At 60.4% G+C, this 22786-nt stretch carries 22 protein-coding genes and 1 pseudogene; 12 read left to right on the forward strand and 11 right to left on the reverse strand.

From position 1 onward, the window contains the following. Positions 1-25 precede the first annotated feature (25 nt). The 7 genes from LB515_RS05045 to LB515_RS05075 all read left to right on the forward strand — a co-directional run bounded on the left by LB515_RS05045 (position 26) and on the right by LB515_RS05075 (position 8168). Entirely contained in the window at positions 26-694 is a 669-nt protein-coding gene (locus tag LB515_RS05045) for an FCD domain-containing protein (protein ID WP_224706942.1), read from the forward strand. Between the two features lie 24 nt (positions 695-718). Continuing rightward, complete coding sequence (locus LB515_RS05050; RefSeq protein ID WP_224706943.1) at positions 719-2380, forward strand: GMC family oxidoreductase; 1662 nt, start codon at positions 719-721, stop codon at positions 2378-2380. Between the two features lie 58 nt (positions 2381-2438). Further along, the gene (locus LB515_RS05055) at positions 2439-3419 is read left to right on the forward strand and encodes an ABC transporter substrate-binding protein (RefSeq protein ID WP_095768517.1); all 981 of its coding nucleotides are present in this window, start codon (positions 2439-2441) and stop codon (positions 3417-3419) included. A 59-nt stretch (positions 3420-3478) separates the two neighbouring features. Further along, entirely contained in the window at positions 3479-5032 is a 1554-nt protein-coding gene (locus tag LB515_RS05060; protein ID WP_224706944.1) for a sugar ABC transporter ATP-binding protein, read from the forward strand. Beyond that, positions 5029-6033, forward strand: a complete 1005-nt coding sequence (locus tag LB515_RS05065) for an ABC transporter permease (protein WP_224706945.1) — start codon at positions 5029-5031, stop codon at positions 6031-6033. The genes LB515_RS05060 and LB515_RS05065 overlap by 4 nt, the downstream gene beginning before the upstream one ends. A 4-nt stretch (positions 6034-6037) precedes the next feature. Beyond that, a complete protein-coding gene (locus LB515_RS05070; RefSeq protein WP_224706946.1) occupies positions 6038-7006 on the forward strand; it encodes an ABC transporter permease in 969 nt (322 codons plus the stop codon). A 199-nt stretch (positions 7007-7205) separates the two neighbouring features. After that, a complete protein-coding gene (locus tag LB515_RS05075) occupies positions 7206-8168 on the forward strand; it encodes a manganese catalase family protein (protein WP_095768513.1) in 963 nt (320 codons plus the stop codon). Between the two features lie 224 nt (positions 8169-8392). Here LB515_RS05075 and LB515_RS05080 read toward each other — a convergent pair whose 3' ends face one another. From LB515_RS05080 to LB515_RS05090, 3 genes are all read right to left on the reverse strand, one after another. Beyond that, complete coding sequence (locus LB515_RS05080; protein WP_224523281.1) at positions 8393-8737, reverse strand: hypothetical protein; 345 nt, start codon at positions 8735-8737, stop codon at positions 8393-8395. 125 nt (positions 8738-8862) lie between these two features. Next, on the reverse strand, positions 8863-9360 hold the full coding sequence (locus tag LB515_RS05085; protein WP_224543039.1) for a response regulator: 498 nt from the start codon (positions 9358-9360) through the stop codon (positions 8863-8865). After that, positions 9335-12037 carry a PAS domain S-box protein gene (locus LB515_RS05090; protein WP_224706947.1) on the reverse strand — a complete coding sequence of 901 codons (2703 nt, stop codon included), beginning with the start codon at positions 12035-12037 and terminating at the stop codon, positions 9335-9337. The genes LB515_RS05085 and LB515_RS05090 overlap by 26 nt, the downstream gene beginning before the upstream one ends. Positions 12038-12711: 674 nt before the next feature. Between LB515_RS05090 and LB515_RS05095 the strand changes: the two genes are divergently transcribed. Continuing rightward, complete coding sequence (locus LB515_RS05095; protein WP_224706948.1) at positions 12712-12933, forward strand: hypothetical protein; 222 nt, start codon at positions 12712-12714, stop codon at positions 12931-12933. A 286-nt stretch (positions 12934-13219) separates the two neighbouring features. Continuing rightward, positions 13220-13441: a hypothetical protein gene (locus LB515_RS05100; protein WP_318011932.1), complete on the forward strand. Its 222-nt coding sequence runs from the start codon at positions 13220-13222 to the stop codon at positions 13439-13441. 91 nt (positions 13442-13532) lie between these two features. On the opposite strand, the gene LB515_RS05105 is transcribed toward LB515_RS05100, so the two are convergent. The 5 genes from LB515_RS05105 to LB515_RS05125 all read right to left on the reverse strand — a co-directional run bounded on the left by LB515_RS05105 (position 13533) and on the right by LB515_RS05125 (position 16714). After that, complete coding sequence (locus tag LB515_RS05105) at positions 13533-13820, reverse strand: hypothetical protein (protein ID WP_095768510.1); 288 nt, start codon at positions 13818-13820, stop codon at positions 13533-13535. A 545-nt stretch (positions 13821-14365) separates the two neighbouring features. After that, positions 14366-14752 (reverse strand): hypothetical protein, encoded by a 387-nt coding sequence (locus LB515_RS05110; RefSeq protein WP_224543041.1) that lies wholly within the window; start codon positions 14750-14752, stop codon positions 14366-14368. Between the two features lie 162 nt (positions 14753-14914). Next, positions 14915-15685 carry an exodeoxyribonuclease III gene (gene xth, locus LB515_RS05115; protein WP_224706949.1) on the reverse strand — a complete coding sequence of 257 codons (771 nt, stop codon included), beginning with the start codon at positions 15683-15685 and terminating at the stop codon, positions 14915-14917. A gap of 29 nt (positions 15686-15714) precedes the next feature. Then, entirely contained in the window at positions 15715-16080 is a 366-nt protein-coding gene (locus LB515_RS05120; protein ID WP_095770219.1) for a VOC family protein, read from the reverse strand. A gap of 70 nt (positions 16081-16150) precedes the next feature. Further along, a complete protein-coding gene (locus LB515_RS05125) occupies positions 16151-16714 on the reverse strand; it encodes a DUF1003 domain-containing protein (RefSeq protein ID WP_224523298.1) in 564 nt (187 codons plus the stop codon). 184 nt (positions 16715-16898) lie between these two features. On the opposite strand from LB515_RS05125, the gene LB515_RS05130 reads away from it, so the two are divergent. Then, positions 16899-17537: a hypothetical protein gene (locus LB515_RS05130; RefSeq protein WP_224543044.1), complete on the forward strand. Its 639-nt coding sequence runs from the start codon at positions 16899-16901 to the stop codon at positions 17535-17537. A 15-nt stretch (positions 17538-17552) separates the two neighbouring features. Here LB515_RS05130 and LB515_RS05135 read toward each other — a convergent pair whose 3' ends face one another. Both LB515_RS05135 and LB515_RS05140 read right to left on the reverse strand, forming a co-directional pair. Beyond that, positions 17553-19070 carry a PAS domain S-box protein gene (locus LB515_RS05135; RefSeq protein WP_224637584.1) on the reverse strand — a complete coding sequence of 506 codons (1518 nt, stop codon included), beginning with the start codon at positions 19068-19070 and terminating at the stop codon, positions 17553-17555. Between the two features lie 214 nt (positions 19071-19284). Continuing rightward, positions 19285-19557, reverse strand: coding sequence for a hypothetical protein (locus LB515_RS05140; RefSeq protein ID WP_224706950.1), 273 nt, complete (start codon positions 19555-19557; stop codon positions 19285-19287). Positions 19558-19607: 50 nt separating this feature from the next. Between LB515_RS05140 and LB515_RS05145 the strand changes: the two genes are divergently transcribed. Together LB515_RS05145 and LB515_RS05150 are read left to right on the forward strand one after the other, a co-directional pair. Next, on the forward strand, positions 19608-20021 hold the full coding sequence (locus LB515_RS05145; RefSeq protein ID WP_224706951.1) for a hypothetical protein: 414 nt from the start codon (positions 19608-19610) through the stop codon (positions 20019-20021). A 218-nt stretch (positions 20022-20239) separates the two neighbouring features. Then, positions 20240-20468 (forward strand): annotated as a pseudogene (locus tag LB515_RS05150) (enolase C-terminal domain-like protein); the annotation flags it as partial. 174 nt (positions 20469-20642) lie between these two features. Here the strand turns inward: LB515_RS05150 and LB515_RS05155 are convergent. Continuing rightward, positions 20643-22712 (reverse strand): NAD(P)-binding protein, encoded by a 2070-nt coding sequence (locus tag LB515_RS05155; protein ID WP_224706952.1) that lies wholly within the window; start codon positions 22710-22712, stop codon positions 20643-20645. Between the last annotated feature and the right edge of the window lie 74 nt (positions 22713-22786).

The raw sequence follows: 22786 nt of genomic DNA on the forward strand, positions 1-22786 counted from the left end.
CGGAGCTGCTCGCGCGGCAGACGCCATGGTGATTGGAATCGAAGCGGATATCGTCTCCGGCAAGCTCGGTGATGGCAGCTTCCTGCCGGCCGAGCGCGAGTTGATGGCCGAGTACGGGGTTGGCCGCGGCGTGGTGCGTGAAGCGGTCGCTCGCCTGGCAAGCCGCGGTCTTATCGAAGCGCGTCCACGCTTTCGCCCAGTGGTCCGCCGGCCGGGGCTGGACGCGGCGCTCGGCGCTTTGGAAGGTGTTGTCGGCCACCTGCTAAGCGCTCAGGCGGGAGTGAAAAACCTCTACGATACCCGGGTCTTTCTTGAAGCCGCTCTTGCGCGCAACGCCGCCATCCATGCGCGCAAGGACGACGTGGCCACGCTCAGATCAGCGCTCGAGATGAACGAGGCGGCGATACCGGATTCGGAAAAATTCTATGCCACCGACGTAGGATTTCACGCCGTGCTCTACCAGATCACGCGCAACCCGGTGATGCCCGCCGTGCACAAGGCCTTTACCGCGTGGCTGTCGCCGCATTGGATGCGCATGCCCCGATCGCCCGAGCGCAACCGCATCAATTTCCTGAGCCACCGCGAAATCTGCATGGCGATCATCGAGCGAGATCCAGATGGCGCCGAGCGGGCGCTGCTCAATCATCTTTCCGCGGCTTGGGAGTATGTCCGTGGCACATTTGAAATGCCGTGAGGGCCGGAGGGAGGACCGGCGAGAATGACGCAGACTTACGATCATATCGTGGTGGGCGGCGGAGCAGCGGGTTGCGTGGTCGCGGCGCGGCTGGTGAGGGCAGGACGGCGGGTCCTGCTTCTCGAAGCTGGGCATTCGCATCACCACCCGCTGCTCGATATGCCGCCGGGGATCTTCAAGATGATCAATGGCTCGAAGTTCATGCGCTATTACCGCACCGAGCCGCAGCAGCATCTGGATGGACGTCAACACGAAATCTCACAAGGCAACGTGCTGGGCGGCGGCACCTCGGTCAACGCCCAGGTCTATATGCGCGGCCGTGCCTCGGATTATGACGAATGGGATGAGTTGCTGCGCGGCAACAATGCCGGCATCCGCTGGAACTGGCAGGCGGTGCTGCCCCACTTCACGGGCATGGAAGGCAACAACCGCCTCGGCGGCGAGTTGCATGGCAGCGAAGGACCGTTGCTCGTCTCCGACCCCGGTCACATTGACGACGTTTCGCGTTGGTTTGTACAGGCGGTCCAACGGCTCGGACTGCCCTACAATCATGACTTCAACGGGCCGTCGCAACGCGGAGTGGGCTTCTATCAGTTCATGAACCGGCGCGGGAAGCGCAGCAGCGCTGCCTATGCGTTTATCGAGCCATTGGCTAAGGATCCCAGGCTGACGCTGAGGCTGAATTCTGCCGCGAGGCAGTTGCTGATCCAGAACGAGCGCGCAAAGGGTGTAATCTACACTGACCAATCGGGAACCGAGCACGAGGCCTATGCGGACGGCGACGTGATCGTCTCGTCGGGCGCGCTGGTATCGCCGCAACTCCTTATGCTGTCAGGTATTGGCCCAGCCGAGGAACTTTCTAGACATGACATTGCCTGCGTCGTCGACCTTCCAGGCGTCGGCCAGAACCTGATCGACCATCCGGAAGTGCCGATCATTGCCACAGCAAACGGCCCGTATGGCTACTTTAAGCAGGGCCAGGGTTGGCGGATGATCAAGAATGGCCTGCACTTCAAGCTTTTCGGCGCCGGCACCATCCTTTCGGCTGGGGTCGAGGCCGGGGCTTTTGTCAATCCGACCGACCCGGACGGCGAACCGACGATCCAGGCTTTTTGCGTGCCCCATGTGTACCTGGACCGCGATGTCCTGACCCTGGTCGAGAATACCTACGGCCTCACTGTGACGACCGTGGTCGTCAAGCCGAAGTCCCGTGGCTTCGTGAAGCTGCGTTCGGCAGATCCGAACGACATGCCGGTCGTCTCTCCGCACCTGCTCAAACATCAAGACGACATGAAGCAGATGATTGCCGGCCAGCGCTATTTCCTGAAGGCATTCCACGCGAAGCCGCTGGCGGATCGCATCAAGGCTGTAGCCGTCCCCCGGGAAGACGACCTCAGCGACGCGGCGCTCGAAAAGCACTGCAAGCGCTTCGTCAAAACGAATTACCACCCGGCCGGCACCTGCCGCATGGGTGCGGACAGCGATCGAATGGCCGTTCTGGACGCGGCCATGCGGGTGCGCGGGATAGAGAACCTGCGCGTTGCCGACATGTCGGTGTGCCCTAACATCAACGCCGGCAACACGGCTGCACCCGCCATGATGCTGGGCGACCGCTGCGCCGATTTCATTTTGGAAGCGGGCGCAGTGACTCAATCGAGGGCGGAGTCTGCAAGCGAGCTGACCTAGCCCGCCATAGGCGAGGAATATTCAACGGCGTCAAAACGCGACAACCAAGGAGGAAAGCATGATCATTACCCGTCGGAAATTGTTGGTAGGCTCCGCCGTCGGCGTGGCCGCTCTTACCCTCGCTCCACGCGCCTTCGCCGCGCTTCCGCCGCTTGCCAAGAAAGACAAGTACAAGGTCGGCTTTGCCCAAACCGAGAGCAATAATCCATGGCGGCTGGCGGAAACCAAAAGCATGCAGGATGAGGCTGCAAAGCTGGGCCATCAGCTCGTCTATACTGATGCCGCCGGATCCTCGGCCAAGCAGGCCTCCGACGTAAACTCCATGATCGCGCAGGGCGTCGACGCGATTTTCCTGCCTCCCCGCGAGGACAAGCCGTTGGTGCCGGTCATCCTGGCCGCGCGTGATGCCGGCATCCCGGTCTTTCTCATTGACCGCGACGTGGATCACACCATGGCCAAGCCTGGACAGGATTACGTCACCTTCATTGGTTCCGACTTCATCAATGAGGGTAATCGCATCGCCGAATGGGTGGTGAAGAACGCCAATGGAAAATCGAAGATCATCGAGCTGGAAGGCACCACCGGTTCCTCGCCAGCCAACGACCGCAAGAAGGGATTTGACGACATCATCGCCAAGCATTCGGAATTCAAGATCGTCGCTTCACAGTCGGGCGACTTCGCTCGCGACAAGGGCCGCCAGGTGGCCGAGACGTTGCTGCAGGCGCATCCCGAAGCCGATATCATCTATGCCCATAATGACGAGATGGCGCTCGGCGCGATCGCAGCTCTGGAGGCCGCCGGCAAGACGCCCGGAAAAGATGTGCTGATCGTCTCGATCGACGGCGAAAAGGACGGCGTGCAAGCAATCGTCGACGGCAAGATCGGCGCCATCTGCGGCTGCAGCCCGCTTTTCGGACCGAAGGCTTTCGCCACGATGGCCGACTATGCCGCGGGGAAGCAAATCCCGCCTTTCATCAAGAACGACGACGACTTCTACGATGGCACGAACGCAAAGGACAAGATCAGTACGGCGTTCTGAGTTGTCTGGATAAAGGCGCCTCCCCGCCTCGGCGGGGAGGCTTTTTCGGAGCTTTGCCGATGACGCGGCCGCCGGACGGACCTTCCACGCTGCTTCTCGACATGCGCGACATCCAAAAGCGTTTCGCAGGCATACCGGCGCTGGCGGATGCGTCGCTTTGCGTGCGCTCAGGCGAGGTCCATGCCCTGATAGGCCAGAACGGCGCGGGCAAATCAACGCTGATCAAGGTCTTGACCGGATACTACCGCAAGGATGCCGGGCAAGTGCTGTTCGAAGGCGAGCCCTTTGAGGTCCACTCGCCCCACCAGGCACAAGTCAACGGCATCAGCACGATCTATCAGGAGATCAATCTGGTCCCGCTACGGTCAGTGACGGAGAACATTTGCCTGGGTCGGGAACAGCGCCGTTACGGCCTGCTCGACTGGAATGCCATGCACGCGGAAGCCGAGCGCCTGCTGAGCCGCTTCGCAATTGGCATCGATGTTCGCCGTCCGCTTGGCGAGTTCAACACTGCAACACAGCAGATGGTCGCGATCGCGCGGGCTATAGGGTTCTCCGCTCGCCTTGTCATTATGGACGAACCGACCTCGTCGCTCGACGAACGCGAAGTGGGAGTGCTGTTCAGCGTCATTCATCAGTTGAAGGCTGAAGGGGTGTCCGTCATTTTTGTAAGCCACAAGCTCGACGAGTTGTATGAGGTCTGCGACCAGGTCACGATCATGCGCGACGGCCGCACGGTGCGCAGCGCCGCAATGGAAGAAATCGGCAAGCTGGAACTTGTCGCAGCTATGCTTGGCCGCGATGTCGCGGCTGTCGAGGGTCACGCCACAGCCTTCGGCGAGCGCGACCGCTCTAGAATCGGGGATGTGATGTTTTCGGCCCGAGGGCTTGGGGCCGGGCAGGCTGTCCGCAATGTGAACTTCGATCTCCGGCGCGGCGAGATCGCGGGGTTTGCGGGCCTCCTCGGCGCGGGTCGCACCGAAACTGCAAGGCTCGTGTTCGGTGCCGATCGGCCAAGCGCCGGCCAGATGACGATGGAGGGTGCCGCGTACCACCCCGACCGTCCCGCCGACGCGATCGCCGCCGGCATGGGTTTCTGCACCGAGGACCGCAAGGGAGAAGGTATCGTGCCGGAGATGACGGTGGCAGAAAACCTCACTCTTGCCTTGCTTCCGAAAATCAGCCGCAACGGCGTGCTGGACGACTCGCGTCAGCGCGAAATCGTCGAGCGGTTCATCCGCGAGCTCGGCATTAAATGCTCCGGACCCAATCAGAAGGTGCGGGAGCTTTCGGGTGGGAACCAGCAGAAAGTGCTGCTTGCCCGCTGGCTGGCGATGAATCCGAAGCTGCTCATACTCGACGAGCCGACAAGGGGAATCGATGTGGGTGCCAAGGGCGAGATCCAGCGTCTGATCCGGAGACTTGCAGATCAGGGCCTCGGCGTGCTCATGATCTCGTCAGAGCTGGAGGAAGTGATCGAAGGTGCGGATCGCATATTCGTTCTGCGCGATGGCGTCAGCGTGACTGAGTTGGAAGCTGAAGCCGCTAACGAAGAAAAAGTGCTGACCGCGATGGCGCACGGGACAAGCGCTTCCTCGGGGGCCACGACATGACCGAGCTGCCGAGGTCATATGCGGAGCGGGATGCCGTCGCGCGGAGCTTCGACCTCTTCGGCTTTCTGTCACGCTACGGTACCTTGATCGCACTTGTCTTGCTGGTTGCGTTCAACCTCGCCTTCACACGCAATTTCGCGACAATGCAGACGCTGAACGTCAACCTCACCCAGGTCTGCACGATCGTCATCGTAGCCGTCGGGATGACGCTGGTCATAGCCACGGGCGGCATCGATCTCTCCGTCGGATCGCTGATGGCGATTTCGGGTGCGCTGGCACCGATGATCTTCATGGGCAAGATCCTTCCGATCGGCAGCATCCACCTGGCCGTAGCTGCCGCGATGATCGTCTCGGTATTGGTGGCCGGGCTGTTGGGGCTCTTCAATGGCTGGTTGGTCGCACGCTTCCGCATCCAGCCGATTGTCGCGACACTGGTCCTGTTCATCGCCGGCCGCGGCATCGCTCAGGTGATGACCAACGGGAACCTGCAAACCTTCCGCGTACCTGAATTTCAATGGATCGGCCTTGCTCGACCATTGGACATCCCGGCGCAAGTCATCATCATGGCTGTCATTGTCGCTGCAGCTGCATGGGCGTTGAAAAAAACGCTGTTCGGGCGACGCATATTGGCGGTCGGCGGTAATGAAAAGGCTTCCGAACTAGCTGGGATTGCCGTCTCCAAGGTAAAGATTGCGGTCTATGGCATTAGCGGTCTTTGCGCCGGGCTGGCCGGGCTTATCGTGATTGCAATCAACTCCTCCAGCGACGCCAACCTGGTTGGCCTTGGTATGGAGCTCGATGCCATCGCGGCTGTTGCCGTGGGCGGGACCCTGCTCAGCGGCGGCAAGGCCACCATCGTCGGTAGCCTGCTGGGGGCGCTTACCATTCAACTGGTGCGCTACACCCTTCTGGCGAACGGGGTGCCTGACGCCGCTGCCCTGGTGGTCAAGGCAGGGATCATCGCGCTCGCCGTGTGGCTGCAGCAGCAGCATCGCGGGTAGTCTTATGAATCGTGCCCGCCTCGTCCGCATTATTGGCACCTACGGCGTATTGATCGCCCTCGCTGCGCTCATTCTATTCGGTTTCCTGCGCTATGATCGGTTCCTCAGCTTCTACAACGTCATGACTCTCCTGCGTTACAATTCCATGTTCGCGCTGGTGGCGCTTGGTATGTGCTTCGTCATCATGACAGGGGGAATCGATCTTTCCGTGGGCTCCGTCGCTGCCTTGGGTAGCGTGGCTTCGGCATTGGCAAGCCCCTATGGCATCGTTCCTGGTCTCGCGGCGGGTATAGGCGCTGGGCTGGCCGCCGGGTTCATCAATGCGACCCTTGTCACACGCGCCAATCTGATGCCGTTCATAGCCACTCTCGCCACGATGCAGGCCGCCAGTGGCTCGGCCCTCCTGCTTGCGGGCAACCAGACCGTTTCGGTCTCCTATGAATCGGGCTTCACTGCCATCGGCCAAGGCAATTTCTGGACGTTTCCGATCCCGGCGGCGATCGCCATCGTGGCATATCTCATTGGTTCCCTTGTCTTGAATTACACCGGCACCGGACGGGCGGTGCTGGCAATCGGCGGCGGCGAGGATGCTTCGCGTCTCATGGGCCTGCGGACCGATCGTGTGAAGTTTTTGGTCTATGTCGCGAGCGGGGGACTCGCAGGGCTCGCCGGCGTTATCCTGGCATCGCAGTTTGGGGCGGGACAGCCCATTGAAGGAGTGGGGTGGGAATTGTTCGCCATCGCAGCCGTTGTGGTCGGCGGGACGCTGCTCACCGGCGGCTCGGGTTCGGTTGTGACCACGCTCGCCGGCGTGCTCCTGCTCGGCATCCTTTTCAATGTTCTGAATTTCGAGAACGGGATGGGATGGATCTCGCTTTCGGCCTACTGGCAATCAGTGATCCGAGGACTGTTCCTCCTGGTGGTAGTTCTCCTTCAGGCCCGACTGACACGTCGGCGCCTCAACGCGCTCTGATCGTCTCGGTCCTCCCACTCAAGTATTGCAAAAGGTTAGCTTGCAGGAATTCTCGTGCAAAGTCGGATCCGGGTGAGCACGCGACGTCAACGCGGCTCCGCGGATTCAGAAAACGCACGTTTTAAGTCATTCTGTCTTAAACGCAGGAACATTCCAGGTGTTGGGAGGTTACGGAACGCCAACCCTTGGAGGAAGCCTCATGTTCATGCACAATAAACGACTGCAATACACCGTTCGTGTTTCCGAGCCGAATCCGAGGCTGGCGTGCATGATCATGGAGCAGTTCGGCGGCGCCGATGGGGAGCTTGCCGCCGCAATGCGCTATTTCACCCAAGGGCTAGGCGAAGACGATGTCGGCCGAAAGGACATGTTGCTCGACATAGCGACCGAGGAGCTCAGCCATCTCGAGGTCGTCGGCTCGATCGTCACCATGCTCAACAAAGGCCTGAAGGCGCAGCTGGCCGAAGGGCAGATGAAAGAAGCCGAACTGTACTTGATGGTCGGCGCAAGCGGCACGACAGCCAAAGAGTCCATCTTATTTGGCGGCGCACCTGCGTTGTGCGACTCGGCCGGAGTCCCGTGGACTGCCGCCTATGTCGATTCCCGCGGCGAGCCTACCGTCGATCTGCGATCTAACATTGCCGCCGAGGCGCGTGCCAAGATCGTCTATGAGCGACTGATCAACATCACCGAAGATCCCGGCGTCAAAGACGCCCTCGGATTCCTCATGACGCGCGAAATCGCGCATCAAAAATCTTTCGAGAAAGCACTCTACGCGATCGAGAACAACTTTCCGACGGGCAAGCTCCCCGGCATTGAGAAATATGCGAGTATGTACGTCAACACGTCGCAGGGTGAAGGGGACACGAATGGGCCATGGAATTCGGGAGACGAATGGGACCGCGTGGACGATCTTGAGGAAGTCATGCCAGCGGACGATGGCGATGGGACAGCAACAGTCAAGCTGGCGGCCAAAGACATGAAAGTGGTTACAAAAATGGGAGAGCGGACGCTTTCGGATCCCTCCTCCGATCCGACCACAGGCGCGGATATAGGCGCCGGGCCGGGGGCCGGACGAACCAAGAATGGCGACATGGGCGGCGCGGCCAATATCAACGAGGCGCCTGTGCGCGCCGAAGCCGCCGCTCGCAAGAAAAAATAAGATTCGGGCTGATTGAACCTGCCGACCTGACGAGGCTCGGTTTCGTCTACCCGTCACCGTCCTGACGGGTAGACGAGCCTGCAAGAGCGGAGAGGCGGAATCGTCTCCCGCACCTGTCTGCACTTTTCGCTTGATGTTTCGAGCACCTTGGGTGCGAGACGTTAGTCAGCGTTGGTCGCCAGACGTTGTCGTTGCGTTTCGGTTGCGCAGGGTTCGCGAACCCTTCAGAACAGCTCGATTGCGGACCGTGTGATCATCAGCCAACAGATTGCGGCCACGCGTGCAAAGGCCCCGATCATGCGCCCGGCGAATTCGGCGCGCGATGGCTCGATCTCCCCAGCAGCGGCTCGTACATCAACCTGTTGTTGGTGTCGAGAATCATCCGGAGCGGAGGCAATCCCGCAGCGTTCGCCGGCCCTTCCATATCCTGCTCCCACCAGATCGAGCGCATGGGCGCTGTCACGCATGTCGAGGAAGGCAGGGTCACGATATATCCGGACGGCCTTGCAGATCTTCCGAAGATGGGGCGCGACAGCCCCCAAAACGTTAAAAGCCGTGATCATGTACAAGCAAGGCCGCGACCGAGATGAACCTGCCTCAAGGCGAAGAGAGCAGAGCACCTTGGCACCCAAAATCAAGCACTGATGTGGCGCGCTCGGCGGATCCAACTGCTTAATTGGCCCTCCCCGCGCGTTCAGCTCTCCTTCTTGAGCTCCTGAAAGGCATCTCGAATGGCTGCGACTAGCGTCGCTATAGAATAGGGTTTCTGCACCCAGCCCAGCGGTCTGGCCGCCTCGGCTCGAAGCCTCAAGTCGCGATCACCGTGCGCCGTCGTAAAGATACATCGTATGCCAAGCTCGCGGTACAATTCCACGGCCGCGTCGATGCCGTCCCGCTTGCCAAGCAAGCGGATATCCATCAGGGCAATCACCGGCTTGGTCGAGAGCGCCATACTTATCGCCTCATCGGCGCTGGTCGCGACGCCCGCTAGCGAGAAGCCTTCGGCCAGCAGTCCGGCCTCTATATCCAGCGCGATCAGGTAGTCGTCTTCGACGACCAAGATCGACTGGTTCAGAGTGGTTTCAGCGTGTCCTCCGCTCACATCATCTCGGGAGAAGACGACCTGCGGCCCGAACGATCGATTAATATCCCCCGCACGGCTCAACTCAGGTATCGCTGCTTTCGGTCGCAAGGCCAATCTCCTGGGGCATCAGACAAAAGGTCACGGTGCATCTGGACGGGTGCCGGCTAACTTCAAAAGTCCCGCCGATCTGTCGCACTAGGCCTTCGACAAGTCGCAGGCCTGACGACGACGAGCGCACCGAACTCAGTTCGAAGCCCGGGCCCTCATCCTCGACCACAAGGCTAATGGCTCGGCCGTTCTGTCTGATGGAAACACGGATGGTTCCAGGCCCATTTCCCGGCAAGCCGTACTTCACGGCATTGATCAAAAGCTCGTTGATAGTGAGCGCCAGCGGCATCGCAATGTCGTTTGGCAGTTGGATCGGATCTGCCTCGCAGAACAACTGAACAGCCGGGGGGAACATCTGTCTTGCGGTCTCGCAAACAGCTCCCAAGAAAGGTCCGGCACCGAAGTTGATGGCGTCGGGCGTGTCATAGAGGACTCGCTGAGCGGCAGCCATGGCGGCCACCCGCTTGCTGGCCTCATCCAGAACGGTCCGGGCCTCTGAACTCTTGCTGGTCCTCGCCGCAACCGAAAGCAGGGACTTCAGCATCATCATGTTGTTCTTCACGCGATGATTGAGCTCGTCGAGCAAGATCCGTTGCTGGGTTTCGGCCTGCTTACGCTCGCTCACATCGACCAGCATATTTATGGCGCCGGTGATGTTTCCAGCGGCATCGCGCATCGGGGTCGGATAGGGAATGAATGGAACCCGGGTTCCATCCGGCCGCTCGGCCACCGCTTCATATCCTCGGACGGGCCGCCCTTCGCGCAACGAGATGGCCATGGGACATTGATCGTGGGGAAGCGGCGTTCCGTCCGGCCAGTAGAGCTTCCATGTCACGCACCATTCGTCGGTGCCAATCACGGGCGTTCGGCCGGCGAGTTGCATCGCCGCTTCATTGAAATAGGTGATCTTGCCGTCGCGATCGGTGGTGTAGATCGCGGCAGGAATGGCAGCGAGCAGGTCTTTAAGCTGGCGCTCGCTGTCTTGTATTTTCGCTTCCGCTATCCTTTTGTCAGTTATGTCTCGGGCGATTTTGGAAGCTCCGACGATACGGCCTGAGGCATCCCGCACCGGCGATATTGTGAGAGAGATATCTATCAGCGTTCCGTCTTTGCGGCGGCGAACCGTTTCGAAATGATCCACGAGTTCGCCGTTGCGGATGCGGCCTAATATCAGCGGCTCCTCGTGCTGCCGATCCTTAGGAATGATGGTGGTGATGGGCTTGCCTACCATCTCCGCGGCCGTATAGCCGAAGAGGCGCTCGGCGCCGCGGTTCCAGGTCGAGACGATGCCGTTGAGATCCTTGCTTACGATGGCGTCATGGGAGGATTCCACGATTGCCGCCAGTCGCTGGGTCGCATTCTGTGCTCTGACACGTTCAATGCCGAACCCGAGCTGGCGCGCGATTGTCCGGGCGACTTCAATCTCTTCTGCCGAGCATTCGTGCGGCTCGTCGAAATAGGCCATGAACTTGCCCAGCAGACGCCCGCCTTCGATTATCGGAATGAAACAGACCGCGCCGATGCCTTCTGTTCGGATTGCGTCTCTTAAGTTGCTGGGGAGCTCGGCCTGTTCCACATCCCGCAAACAAATTGGCTGCGGATCGTGGTCTGCTGCGGACCAGGGCGAATGGCCTTCCACGGCACTTCGATACGCGTCCGACAAGCCCCGCCAGGCGGCAAACTTCATGATCCCGCCTTCCAAAAGCAGAATAGAAGCGCGCTGACATCTTAGCCCGCGCTGGATCGCATCGAGCGCAGCCTCGTAGACGTCCTCGCGGGTATAGGCGTGCTGCAGCATTTCCGTCAATTGATGCAGCGCAGCCTGCTCCTCGGCCCTTTGGGCGAGTGTCGCCTCGATCTCTTTGCGCTCGGTGATATCGTGCTGCACCCGTACCGCGTAACGAAAGCGTCCGCTGTCGTCGTGGACGCTGGAAGAGGTTACGACAGCCCAGAAAAGCGACCCGTCCTTGCGGACGAACCGCTTCTCGATCGTGTAGCTTTTGATCTCGCCGGCGACCTGTTGGCGATATTTCGTGCGATCCGCCTCGACGTCGGAAGGAAAGGTCCGATCGAAAATAGATCGGCCAACAAGGTCCTCCTGCGTACAGCCCAAAAGACGGCACAAATGTCCGTTCACCCGCAGCAGCCGGCCTTCGGCGTCAGCTTCCACGATTCCCACACCAGCGCTGTGATAGGTCAGGGCAAGTCTCTGCTCCTGTTCGCGCAACAACTCTTCCGCTTCGACCTTGTTAGTTACGTCGAGGGTGACGCAGCGCGTGTTGAGGAACCGACCACCAGCCGAACGAACATTTGATGTTATCTCCACCCAACGGATGGAGCCGTCTTTGGCGCGCAACCTCGCGCGATAGTGTTGAAGCTGCTCATGCCGAGAAAGGCGGTTCAAAATGTCGTCGATTGCGGCGGCATCGGCGTGAAATTCCCGGATATTGCGGCCGACGTATTCCTCCGCGGAATAGCCGAGCAAGTCCAGTTCGGCTCGATTGGCGCGCAAAATGGTGCCGTCATTGGCCACCAGGTGGAGAGCCACGGCTGCATTCTCGAAGAAAGCTTCCATCTCGTTGCCGAGGAGCAGGACCGCACGGGGCCCTTCGACCTGCTCGCCATGGGCCAGGGATTTCGCGCCAGAAATGCTGGAGGGCAAGACTCGTCGTTCCATGAAAGGTTGAATTCCCCTGAACGCAGCTTAACACCCGGTTTCGCAAGAGGTTCCAACGCGCTGGGCAATTCACCTGGCCAGTAGCCGCAAGGGTTGATGCTGGAAGGCGTTCGCCGGTGCTGGGCCCACAAATCCGGCAACTCGATGACGCCGCTATTTTCTAGTCGTTTGCCGCTCGCTTGCACGACACCGCGACCTGACCAGACCCCATTTGGAAAGCAGCCAGTTAAAGATCCGGTTCCCGGCCTGGCTTCTGCCGAGAGGCTGCCCGCTCCAAGGACGCAACCGATGCTGCGGAGCGTTAATAATTCTGGACGCTAATACAAGTCGCTACATATTTAACGGTCGTGCAGTTGTCGGAGACTTAATAGGCACACGACTGCTGCCAAGGGATGACGCGCTGATTTCGGGATGGAGGGAAGATCACGCCGGCTCGGCGCCCAATGTAGCTGATTTCGTCATTCACAAGATTCTGGGCACGTTCGAATACTCCGAGCGCGGCGCGGTGATCACGATGGTCGATCCAGGGCTGAACTACAGTCGCGCGAATTCATCATTAATTCATAATATCAGAAGATTCTCACGAGCTTGCATGCTGATGCTCCTCACTGTGGGCAGGCTGCGAATTCGGGCGGCGGCGAAACAGATACGAGCGGGGGGAGGAGGACTGACCAATGTCGAATAGAGAAATCGGAACATCCCGGTCGCTCGGGATGCGTGTCGCCGATCTGAGAACCAGGATGCGGGACGCCAGGATCACCGCGCATGAGATCAAGACCTTCCAGAAGGTCGCGGCCATCATGGGGCGCGGCGAAGGCTCCTTACGCATCGACGCGGACGATTTGATCGCCGCGTCCTTTCTTGCCGAGACGATGGGCGAACCGACGCTGAACTGACAGTTTCAGGTATCCCGGGTTCAGAAGCGGAGAGCCCGCGCCATGGTAAGCCTCCATTACGGGGTTGCTGTCGGCGCGGGCTTCGCCATCGTCCACGCCTTTGCCAGATTGATCAGAACGGGCGCATGCCGCGGACTTTCGATAAGCCGCGACTTGTCCGCAAGGCTCACGGTCATGGCTCTCGGCCCTTTTGCCGAACCGACCGTCAGCGCGCTGGAACATGTGCAGGGCCCGCAAGCGGCCGAAGCGAACATCCACGTCATGAGCAAGCCGCGGCTGGACGCTGGTGGCCACACCCTTCCCGTTCTACGTGCATGCGCGCCAGCATGACTACTACCGCTGGACGCCAGCTGGGCTCAAGCAGCTAATGGTCGACGGCGGCGTCGCCGAGGAGGATGCGCAGGCGTTCGGCTGGGGTAGCAAGGCGTGCGCCAAGGCTATGTCGGTGGGCCGGTGCGGGCTCACGCCCTATGGCGAGATCTCAGCAACGATGCGGAATACTCGCTGACGGTGTAAAGCCTGGTCGAGGGGCAAATATCAGCATAATTTTTAGAGTAGCCGAGTTGGGCCGCGAACCAGCTCCAACGATTGCGCTAACTCTATGTTGCCTTCACGATCCTTGGCTTGGTCGGGCGGCGGGATTGAGTTCGTCCTTCGAGAGCCAAGGCCAGCCGCTTCTCGTCTTCGATGGCGCGATCAACTGCCTCAATTTCTTCTTGGAGCGCTTTCAGCTGAGCACCATAGCTGGAGCCTTCGCTATCCCCGATCTGAAAGCCACTTGCCCGCATTGCGTCGCGCGTATGGTGCACATTACGGACGCCTTCGCGTCGAGTCGCGACCAGGATTTCCCTGAACTCTCCAAGACGTTCAACGTGAGTGCGGGTCATTGCGTTCTCCTATCGTCGGCATAGTAAGCCGGCGGCGATTCACAACTGCCGAAACTCATAGCGCAGACGCTATAAAATCTATGGGAAAGACTCTAGACAAATCATGATCATGAAAGGTCAAATTTGAACTTCTAGCAACAGGGCACAGGCGCGGCTGGTGAAAGTTAGCTTGTCGTCTATCTACGGCGTGCTGGTCTTTTTCATAGACCGCTTATGCTGGCCCATCCAGCTGCCGATTCTACGCTTTGATTGTCCGCTTCCAGCGAAAGCGACGCGGTCAAGAAGTTCGATATGAGGCGCTTACCACTCGGAAAAATGGAGCCCCGTTTGGACTTCCGTTGGGCCGTCTGACCGGGGGCCTCACGAACCGGCGAACCCGCCTGCCTGAACCAAGCCGGGGCTAGCCTGCCTTTTCAAGTTCGTCCGAATCAGGTCGAGGTCAACAGACGCTGTTGGAAAAGGTAAAGGATTTCGCACCCTGTTCCCCGATCGTCCGTCCAGACGATTTGGTGCTTCGCGCAGGGGTCACCGCACCGAAGAGGTATTTATTCCTGCTCTAGCCTGCCTTCAAGCTCCTTCAGAAAATGCGCTTCGTTAAGGAGCGAGTCCCAGTCCGTGCCGATGCGCTTAAGCAGTTCGCCAGCTTGGTCATCTGAGATGCCGGCCTCCCTGGCCAGCCGTGCCGCTAACTGATCCAACACGGCTTTCTCAGCCTCGGGCAAGCTGCCTTCCCGATGATGCATCGCCTCGAAGATCACCCCGAACACACTATCAACTTCCTCGTGGATTTCGCTGGCCGGAATGCCTTCTCGCTCTGCCCCTTTCATCATCTCATCGGCGAGATCACTGACGGCCATGGGATCATCTGTCATGGCGTTCGGCAGGTGCTCTGCCATCCATTTATCGAGGAAGTTGATGCCTCTGGTGCTCATTCCGGCATAAGCGGCAGGCGAACATTAGGTTCCGCTTGTGAAGGTGCACTGAGCCCGCCACCCGCGAGGGGCGTCTGGAACGCGGTTGACATGAAGGCCTATCCGAGAAAGACCGGACGAAAGCGCAAGCACCTTGTCTTTTGAGCGGTCAAGCAAACTGTCTTAACCGAGGTCGATCCAGGCGGGTGCGTGATCGCTCGGCTTTTCCCATCCACGGGTCTCGACGTCGACACCTGCGGCCAGAATGCTCTCCGCAGGGGACGGGCTTACAAGCAGATGATCCATTCGCAGGCCGGAGCTTCGATCGTAGCCGCCGCGATACGAAAAATTCCAATAGGTGTAGATGCCCTTGCCCGGGTGGATCCGACGCATCGCATCCACCCAACCCAGGCCCAGCATGCGGGCATAGGCTTTCCTGCTTTCCGGGAAGAAGACGGCGTCACCCAACCAGCGGCGAGGTACTACGGCATCGATCTCAGTCGGGACGACGTTGAAGTCACCACAAAGCACCGTGCGCTCGCCCAAGAGCGATTTGCTGTAGTCGACAAGACGCTCGAACCAGCGCAGCTTATAATCGAATTTGGGGCCCGGCGCCGGATTGCCGTTCGGGAGGTAGATGCAACCGACGACCAGGCCGTCGATTTCAGCCTCTAGATATCGGCTGTGCGTGTCGTCGGGATCGCCAGGCAAGCCCCGGCGACGTTCGACCGGATCCCTCCCTCGCGCCAGCACCGCCACTCCGTTGTAGGATTTCTGGCCGTGCCAGATCGCGCCGAAACCGGCGTCCCGTATTGCTTCGATGGGAAATTTCTCGTCGGATGTTTTCAGTTCCTGAAGACAGACCACGTCATAGTCGGTCTCGCCAAGCCACTTCAGGAGCACCGGCAGGCGGCCGTTGACCCCGTTGACGTTGAAGGTCGCGATCCGGGTCACAATGTTTTCCTTACATGGAGTGCGCTGCTTCAGACATCTGCGGCGAAGGCTACGGCTTCGACATTGTGGCCGTCCGGGTCGAGCACAAAAGCTGCATAATAATCCGGTGCGTATTGGGCGCGAATGCCAGGCGCGCCATTGTCGCGACCTCCGGCGGCGAGGCCTGCCTTGTAGAACGAGTGCACCATAGCGCGAGAGCCGGCTCGGAACGCTATGTGGATAGGTGCAGGAGGGGGTCCGAATGCCCCTATCCAGAGACGACCGGCATGGCCACCCAACATTGCCCAGCCCTCTCCGGATTCGAGCACGCCAAGATCGAGAGGAGCGAGCACTGCTTTGTAAAAAGCGAGCGATTTTTCTAAATTCCCGACGTTGAAGCCGATGTGGTCGAACATGCTCCTATCCTCTGATTGACCCAACCTGGTAGCGGCTCAGTTTCAAATTGCCGCTTCTATTGGCGAGCTGTCACTTGGGCGTCCGACGGTCATCCACCTCTTCAATCTTGTCCAGAACCGCCTCCGGCGCCACATCGCGCTTGAGTTCCTTGAGCTCGTGATCCGCATCGGTATCTATGTTCAGACGCTTGGCAATCTCCTCTACCAGCTTGATAAGCTTGGTGGTTTCGTGCTCGTTAAGCAGACTGACCTGCAGATCGAGGTCTGCCCTGGAATTGTCCTCCGCACTCATTCGGTTCTGATTGATCAGCACGAAGGTCGAGAGAAAGATGGCCTCGACCGAGGCGAACATAGCCAAGATGACCAGTGATGGGTCCCAGGGTCTGACAAAGCTCAGGATGCCGAGATTGAGGGCGATCCAGATCCCGAAGAAGACAATGTGCAAGTAGACGAAGACCATGCTTCCTGCGAAGCCGCTTATCGCTGCGGCCGCGCGCTCCTCCAGCGATGCGGCCGTGGCTTCTCGTTTACGCCTCTCGATCAGCGCCTCAATGTTTCGCGCCAGGGCAGGGGCAAGGCCTTCCGGCGCCGCCTTGGTTGGCGTGAAGTGACCGTTGCTTTTCGATGCTGCCATCCGTCCAATCCAGTCTCTTCCGTCTAGCCAGCCTAACTCGCCGATCGACAATTCGCTCCGTTGAGGGTTCTCAGATGGCGGATATTTGGAAGAATCCTCTGTCTAAGATCGGTGGCGCCGCGTTACACCGGGTTGCCTCTTGCACCGGCGTTGTGCCAGGCCCAGCCCGGCCTATTTATGGGACATGCCCGGGCGCCGAAAAACCGAACCGACCGCCAAATTAATGGCTGAGTGGCCGCTTTCACCGGCGGCAACTCTGGGATCGTCCATGCGGGCCAGGGGCATTTTCCTCGAGATCCGCGCGCGCCTTCCTGCGCAATTGAGAAAGCTGCTTCACATCGAATCCCGCGTGCTCACCTTGCGCCTGCCGGAGGGCGTCGATGCCGATGTGCAAGCGGCAGCGGCTATCGTGTCCAAAGCCATGCGCGACATCGAGGACCTTCCGGTCATCCCTCGCGAAGTCGAGGACATCCTGACGATCTCGTCGGGCGAGCGGCACCGCTGGCTGAAGGATGGTCGGTTGCAGAGCTCGGGGACCAGAACGGTCAAGCTTCGCGGCCGCGCCAGAAAGATCACCTTCCACGTCTTCGACCCGCGCCACATCGAGGATGTGCTCGATTGCGATCTGGTCACCGTCTGGCGCGAAGAAGACGACGCCACCCGCACCGAGAACCGGCGACGCGCTGCCGCCAAGGCGGCAGTCAAGCGTGCGCAAAAGAAGGGCCGCGAGGTTGCCCATTCAGCCAGGAATGGCCGAGACGAAAACTCGGAGGCCAAACTGCGCGGATGGGAGGATTTTGAGAGCGACGGGCTGCTGCGCTGACAAGCGGCTCGGGCATCAGACCGAGAATCTTTCACTATCGATCGTGATCTCAAGGACAATTCCGGCGGGGTCCCAATCTCGCACGACTCCGCCGAGCTCATTCGCGGCGGCGCGGATCAGGCGGCTTCCGAAGCCTTCGTCTTCGGTTGCGACCGGAGGTGGTCCTCCTACCTCTCTCCACTGGACACTCACCTTACCGTCTCTATTGGAGCAAGCGATCTCGATCGAGCCGGCGGGCGCCGAGAGGCTGCCATGTTTGGCAGCGTTTGTGGCGAATTCGTGTAGCAGGAGAGAAAGCGGCGTAATCATCGCTGGAGGCACCGGCAGATCGATGCCACTGATCGCGAAGCGGGGCTGCTCGTCAGTTCCATGCCGGTATGGCGCGAGGATTGCGGCGATCAATGCATGTAGGCTCGTCGCGACCTGAACGGACGGGCCAGTCGAGGGGAGCATCGTCAGCGCATGCGCCCGCGCAAGGGCGCCGAGGCGGTCAGAAACGGTGGAGGCGAGCGCGGCCGGAGTTTCAGCAGCTGGCGCGCTCAAATTGACGATGGTCCTTGCGATGGCAAAGAGGTTCTTCACGCGGTGGTCCATCTCGCGAAGCAGCAACTCCCGCTGCTCCTGCGCCCGCAGCCGCTCGGAAATGTCACGGCCGATCTTGGAGACACCGACAATTGCGCCAGACGCGTCCGCGATGGGGGAAGCGGTCAAAGAGATGGGAATGCTGCTGCCATCCTTGCGCAGGCGAACGGTCTCGAAATGCTCGACATGCTCTCCATTGCGAATGCGCACCAGGATCTGCCGCTCCTCGATCTGCCGATCGGGCGGTATCAGCAACATGAGCGGACGTCCGACCATTTCCTTGCGGCCGTAGCCGTAGAGACGCTCAGCGCCGCTGTTCCAGTCCGTGACGATGCCATCCAAATCGGTCGCGATGATTGCATCATCCGAGGATTCGACGAGCGCGCTCAGTCGCGTCGCACTGGTTTCCGCCCGCTCCCGTTCGATCGCAAACCCGAGCTGACGGGCAATGGTCAACGCAAGTTCGCGTTCACGATCCCCGAAGCGATGGCGTGCTGGATAATAGACCATGAACTTGCCGATGAGCTCGCGGGAGGTGGCAAGCGGGATGAAAGCCAGCGCTTCGATTCCCTCGCCAAGGACCGTGTCGATGATCTGCCGAGATTCACCGCTGAGACGAATATCCTCGACAAAGATAGGCTCGGCATCGTGCTCCCCGCGCGTCCACGGCGTGTGACCGTTAACTGCCTCGCGGTATTCATTAGAGAGTGAGCGCCAGGCGACGAAGCTCATGACGCCGTGGCTGTCAAATCTCAGGATCGAGGCGCGTGACGAACCGAGGGCGTCGCATATGGCATCCAGGGCCGCATCGTAGATCTCGCCAAGGCCGTTGGCACGGTAAAGTCGGTCGGTGAGACGAAAGAGGACGGCCTGCTCGCGGACAATATCGCCGTCGGCCGGCTCAAGCTGGCCTCGGCCCATGCCCGGATCACTCACGGCTCCGTGCTGCATGGCTCTGTCCCACGGATGGCTCTATTGAAAAGTTCGGCCATCCTCGACCAAATAGCACCGCGTCCAGGGTCCAGGTCCTTGGACTGCTCGATCAAGACCCCATGCCAAAGAATATGCGCCCTGCGCAGTTTCGCAATAGGGACTTGGGGCATGACGTTGATTAGGACCGTCAGTCGTTATCCGTGCGGCTTTACGCTGACTGCGACTCAGCCTGTCACGTCTTCGGCGGCCCGCAGCGTCCTTTCAGCACGGCGATCTCGGTCTCATGGTCGCCGCCGGACATTGATGAGACCGGCACACCGATGAGGAATACACCTAGCGCATCACCGGTCACCGCCTTGTTCTGCTGATTTGTCAGGACCGCCAAGCGCTCTTTGTCGGCTTGTGTGCAGGGGCCAGAATTGGGCACGCCTGCTATTTTGTCCGGTGGTGTAGCGCAGCCTGCAACGCAAACGATCGCAGCGACGGTTAAAGCAAACCGCTTCATAGTCCCCCCAAAATCTCAAACCCGCTGCCAACGTTGCTTAGCTGGCACGGATGGCAAGCGATCAAACTCGGATTCGACAACAAAATGCAAATGGAGCATTATGCCAGCCGGTGTCGGGGGATGCCTCAATGGATTTGCGATCGTATTTTGCCGCGGCGAGCGTGACACTTTTGTCGGGTTGTGCTGCCGACTATTTCAACAATTACGACACGATGACGCTTGCGTCCGGCGACGCAAACAACACCAATTCGCTTTTGCAAACGGTCGATCCGTTTAATCCGCACAGCAACAACACGCATATCGAAGGCGACAGGCAACGCAGCGTGGCTGTTGTCCAACGCTATCGCGTGCCTACAGCTTCGCCGCGCATGTGTTTCATTCGCCCTATTAGACCCGGCCGAACCCATTGCGTGGCGGGCCGCTTCATGCCCTTCGGCATGGCATCGGCTGGCGCGAGCCGGTAGCGTCAGTAATGCCGACATTTCAATACCTGTCCGGCTTCGCCCGCAACGATGGCTGTCCCACCGATCAGACCTCAGCGACTCCAGGGCCGACCGCGCAGGGTGCGGCAAGATCGGCCGCTCCGATGATGGCAACCCGACCATATCTCGACTCAAGCGGGAGCAGCAGAGCGACCCGATGGTGACATTTGGAATCTAGCCGTTCCGCGATCCTGCCGCAGAAGGAGATCGCCGCGCTCGGCTCGACGCCGATCGCGCTCGGCGAACGGCTCTACAGCGGGTGGGACTTCAAGTCGGTGTTCGAGGAAGCGGTGTCGGCCGGATCTGTCGCACGCCGGCGGCATCACCAAAAGCCGCAAGATCGCGGCGATGGCCGAAGCCTATGACGTGGCTGTGGCGCCGCACTGTCCGCTCGGGCCGATCGCGCTGGCCGCATGCCTGCAGCTCGACTGAAGCGACCGTTGACGGAAGAGGTCGCCACCGGGAGAGGCAATCGAGCTCCTCAACGCGAAGCTCCCCCGACTGTTGTCGGCAGCATTCTATTGGATGATACCTGCTGGAAATACGCGCTCCGCTTGCGGGCAGAATAGAGTGGAAGGGAAGTTGCGGCTGCCCTCTTCTATCCTATTGCGCCGCCAGCGCCGTCACTTCCCGCCGGAAAGGCAGGGCGTCACCAATATCGGCCTCGTCCAGCTCGCGGGCGAAGCGGTGGCCGGCATAGGTTGCCCAAGCGATCGGCCCCGGCGCTTCGGCATCGCCGATAACCTTGATCGAACGGATGCCGTTGCCGGCCCACTCGTTTTCCCGGGCTTTCAGCGCGCGCCAAACGGCATCGTCCTGATTGCGCGACGTGACCAGGACCACGGCATCGGCTGCCACCTCCTGCCGCGCGCCGGTATAGACGCAGGCCGTCACGACGCCACCTGACGCGATGGTCGTGAGAGTCCTGTTGAGGACGATATCTGTCCCCAGCGCCGCCAGGCGGCGGTGGATGGCACCCTGCTCTAGCGTGTTGCGGGTCCAGTCTGAGACATAGGCAGACGGCGTTACCAACGTCACCTGCGCACCCTGCCGCGCCATCAGCTCCGCCAGCACGCCGCCCATGTAGTAGTGATCGTCGTCGAACAGCACGACCTTGCCGGAAGGCACCTTGCCTCCCATCAGATCGTCGGGCGTGTAGACCGGCATGGCGGCGTCGATCGGCATTGGCACGACATGGGCGCGCGCGACGCCGTCGCGCCGCCAAGTCGATCCAGTAGCGATGGCGACGTTCTGGAAGCCGAAGGACAGGACGTCGTCCGCCGACAGCCGGCTTTCGAAATAGATGTCGACATTCGGCATCTGGCTGAGCTGATACTGGCGATAGTCGCGCACCCTGCCCCAGGCCGACAGGCCCGGAAGCAGGCATTCACGCGCCACGCGCCCGCCGAGCGCGGTGCCGGCTTCCGCTATCGCGACCTGATAGCCGCGCAGGCCGAGCGCGCGGGCGGCCTCCAGTCCGGCAGGCCCGGCGCCGACGATCAGCGCGCTGTCGCTATCGCCCTTGGCTTGCATGCGCTCCGGATGCCAGCCCTTGCGCCATTCCTCCATGAAGGTCGGGTTCTGCGTGCAGCGCGAGATCGACATTGTCATGTCGCCGGTGATGCAGATGTTGCAGCCGATGCATTCGCGGATGTCCTCGATGCGGCCCTCCTCGACCTTCCTTGGCAGGAAAGGATCGGCGATCGACGGGCGAGCGCAGCCGATGAAATCGAGCGTGCCGGATTTGATCATCCTCACCATCACGTCCGGCGAGGTGAAACGGCCGACACCGACGACCGGCTTCGAGGTCAGCTTCTTGACGCCGGAGACCAGGCTTTCTTGCGCCGCCTCTTCCTTGAAGCGCGAGGGCCCCGAGCAATCCTCCCAGGCACCGTGAGCGAGGTCCCAGAGATCGGGCAATTCGGCATGCATTTCGATCATGTCGCGGACTTCCGAGTTGGCGAATCCGAGCTCGCCGATCATCTCGTCCAGCGACAGCCTGAGCGTCAGGCCGCACGTGTCGCCGATCGCGTCGCGCCCTTCCTCGATCAGCTCGCGCATCAGTCGCGAGCGGTTTTCCAGCGAGCCGCCATATTCGTCGCTGCGCTGGTTGGTGGCGGTCGACAGGAAATGCTGGATGATGCCGAACCCATGCGCGCCATAGAGGCACACAAGGTCGAAGCCCGCCTGTTTGGCGCGCTTGAAGGCATTGCGATGCCAGCGGCGCAGGTCGCGGATGTCCTGCTTGTCCATGGCGCGCGCCTGCACCGGATCGTTGGTGAAGGTGCGGATCGGCAAGGCCGAAGGGCCGCGCGGAACCTCCTTGGTGTAGAGGTTGGGACCGTTGATGCCGGAATAGGCAAGCTGTATGCCGGCGAGCGCGCCATGTTCGTGCATGGCCTTGGCCATTTTGGCCAGGGCCGGAATATCGGCGTCGTCCCACAGCCTGAGCTCGATGAAGGGCGTGATCTCGGAGGTGTGATGCATCTCCGTCTGCTCAGTGAAGATGACGCCCCATCCGCCTTCGGACTTCATTCGGCGCATCTCCGCCGCGGCTGACGGATCGCGATAGCCGCCTCCATTGCAATGCGGAACCTGGTAGAAGCGGTTCTTGGCGGTCACCGGACCGATCTTCATCGGCTCGAACAGAATGTCGTAGCGTGGGTCGCGCATGTAATCCTTCCATCGGCTTGGCGCTGCCGCTGCTGCCGAGATTACTCATAAGTTGACGAGTGCGCGGGAAAACT

This window comes from Mesorhizobium sp. CA15 (assembly GCF_020165215.1).
GTDB lineage: Bacteria > Pseudomonadota > Alphaproteobacteria > Rhizobiales > Rhizobiaceae > Mesorhizobium.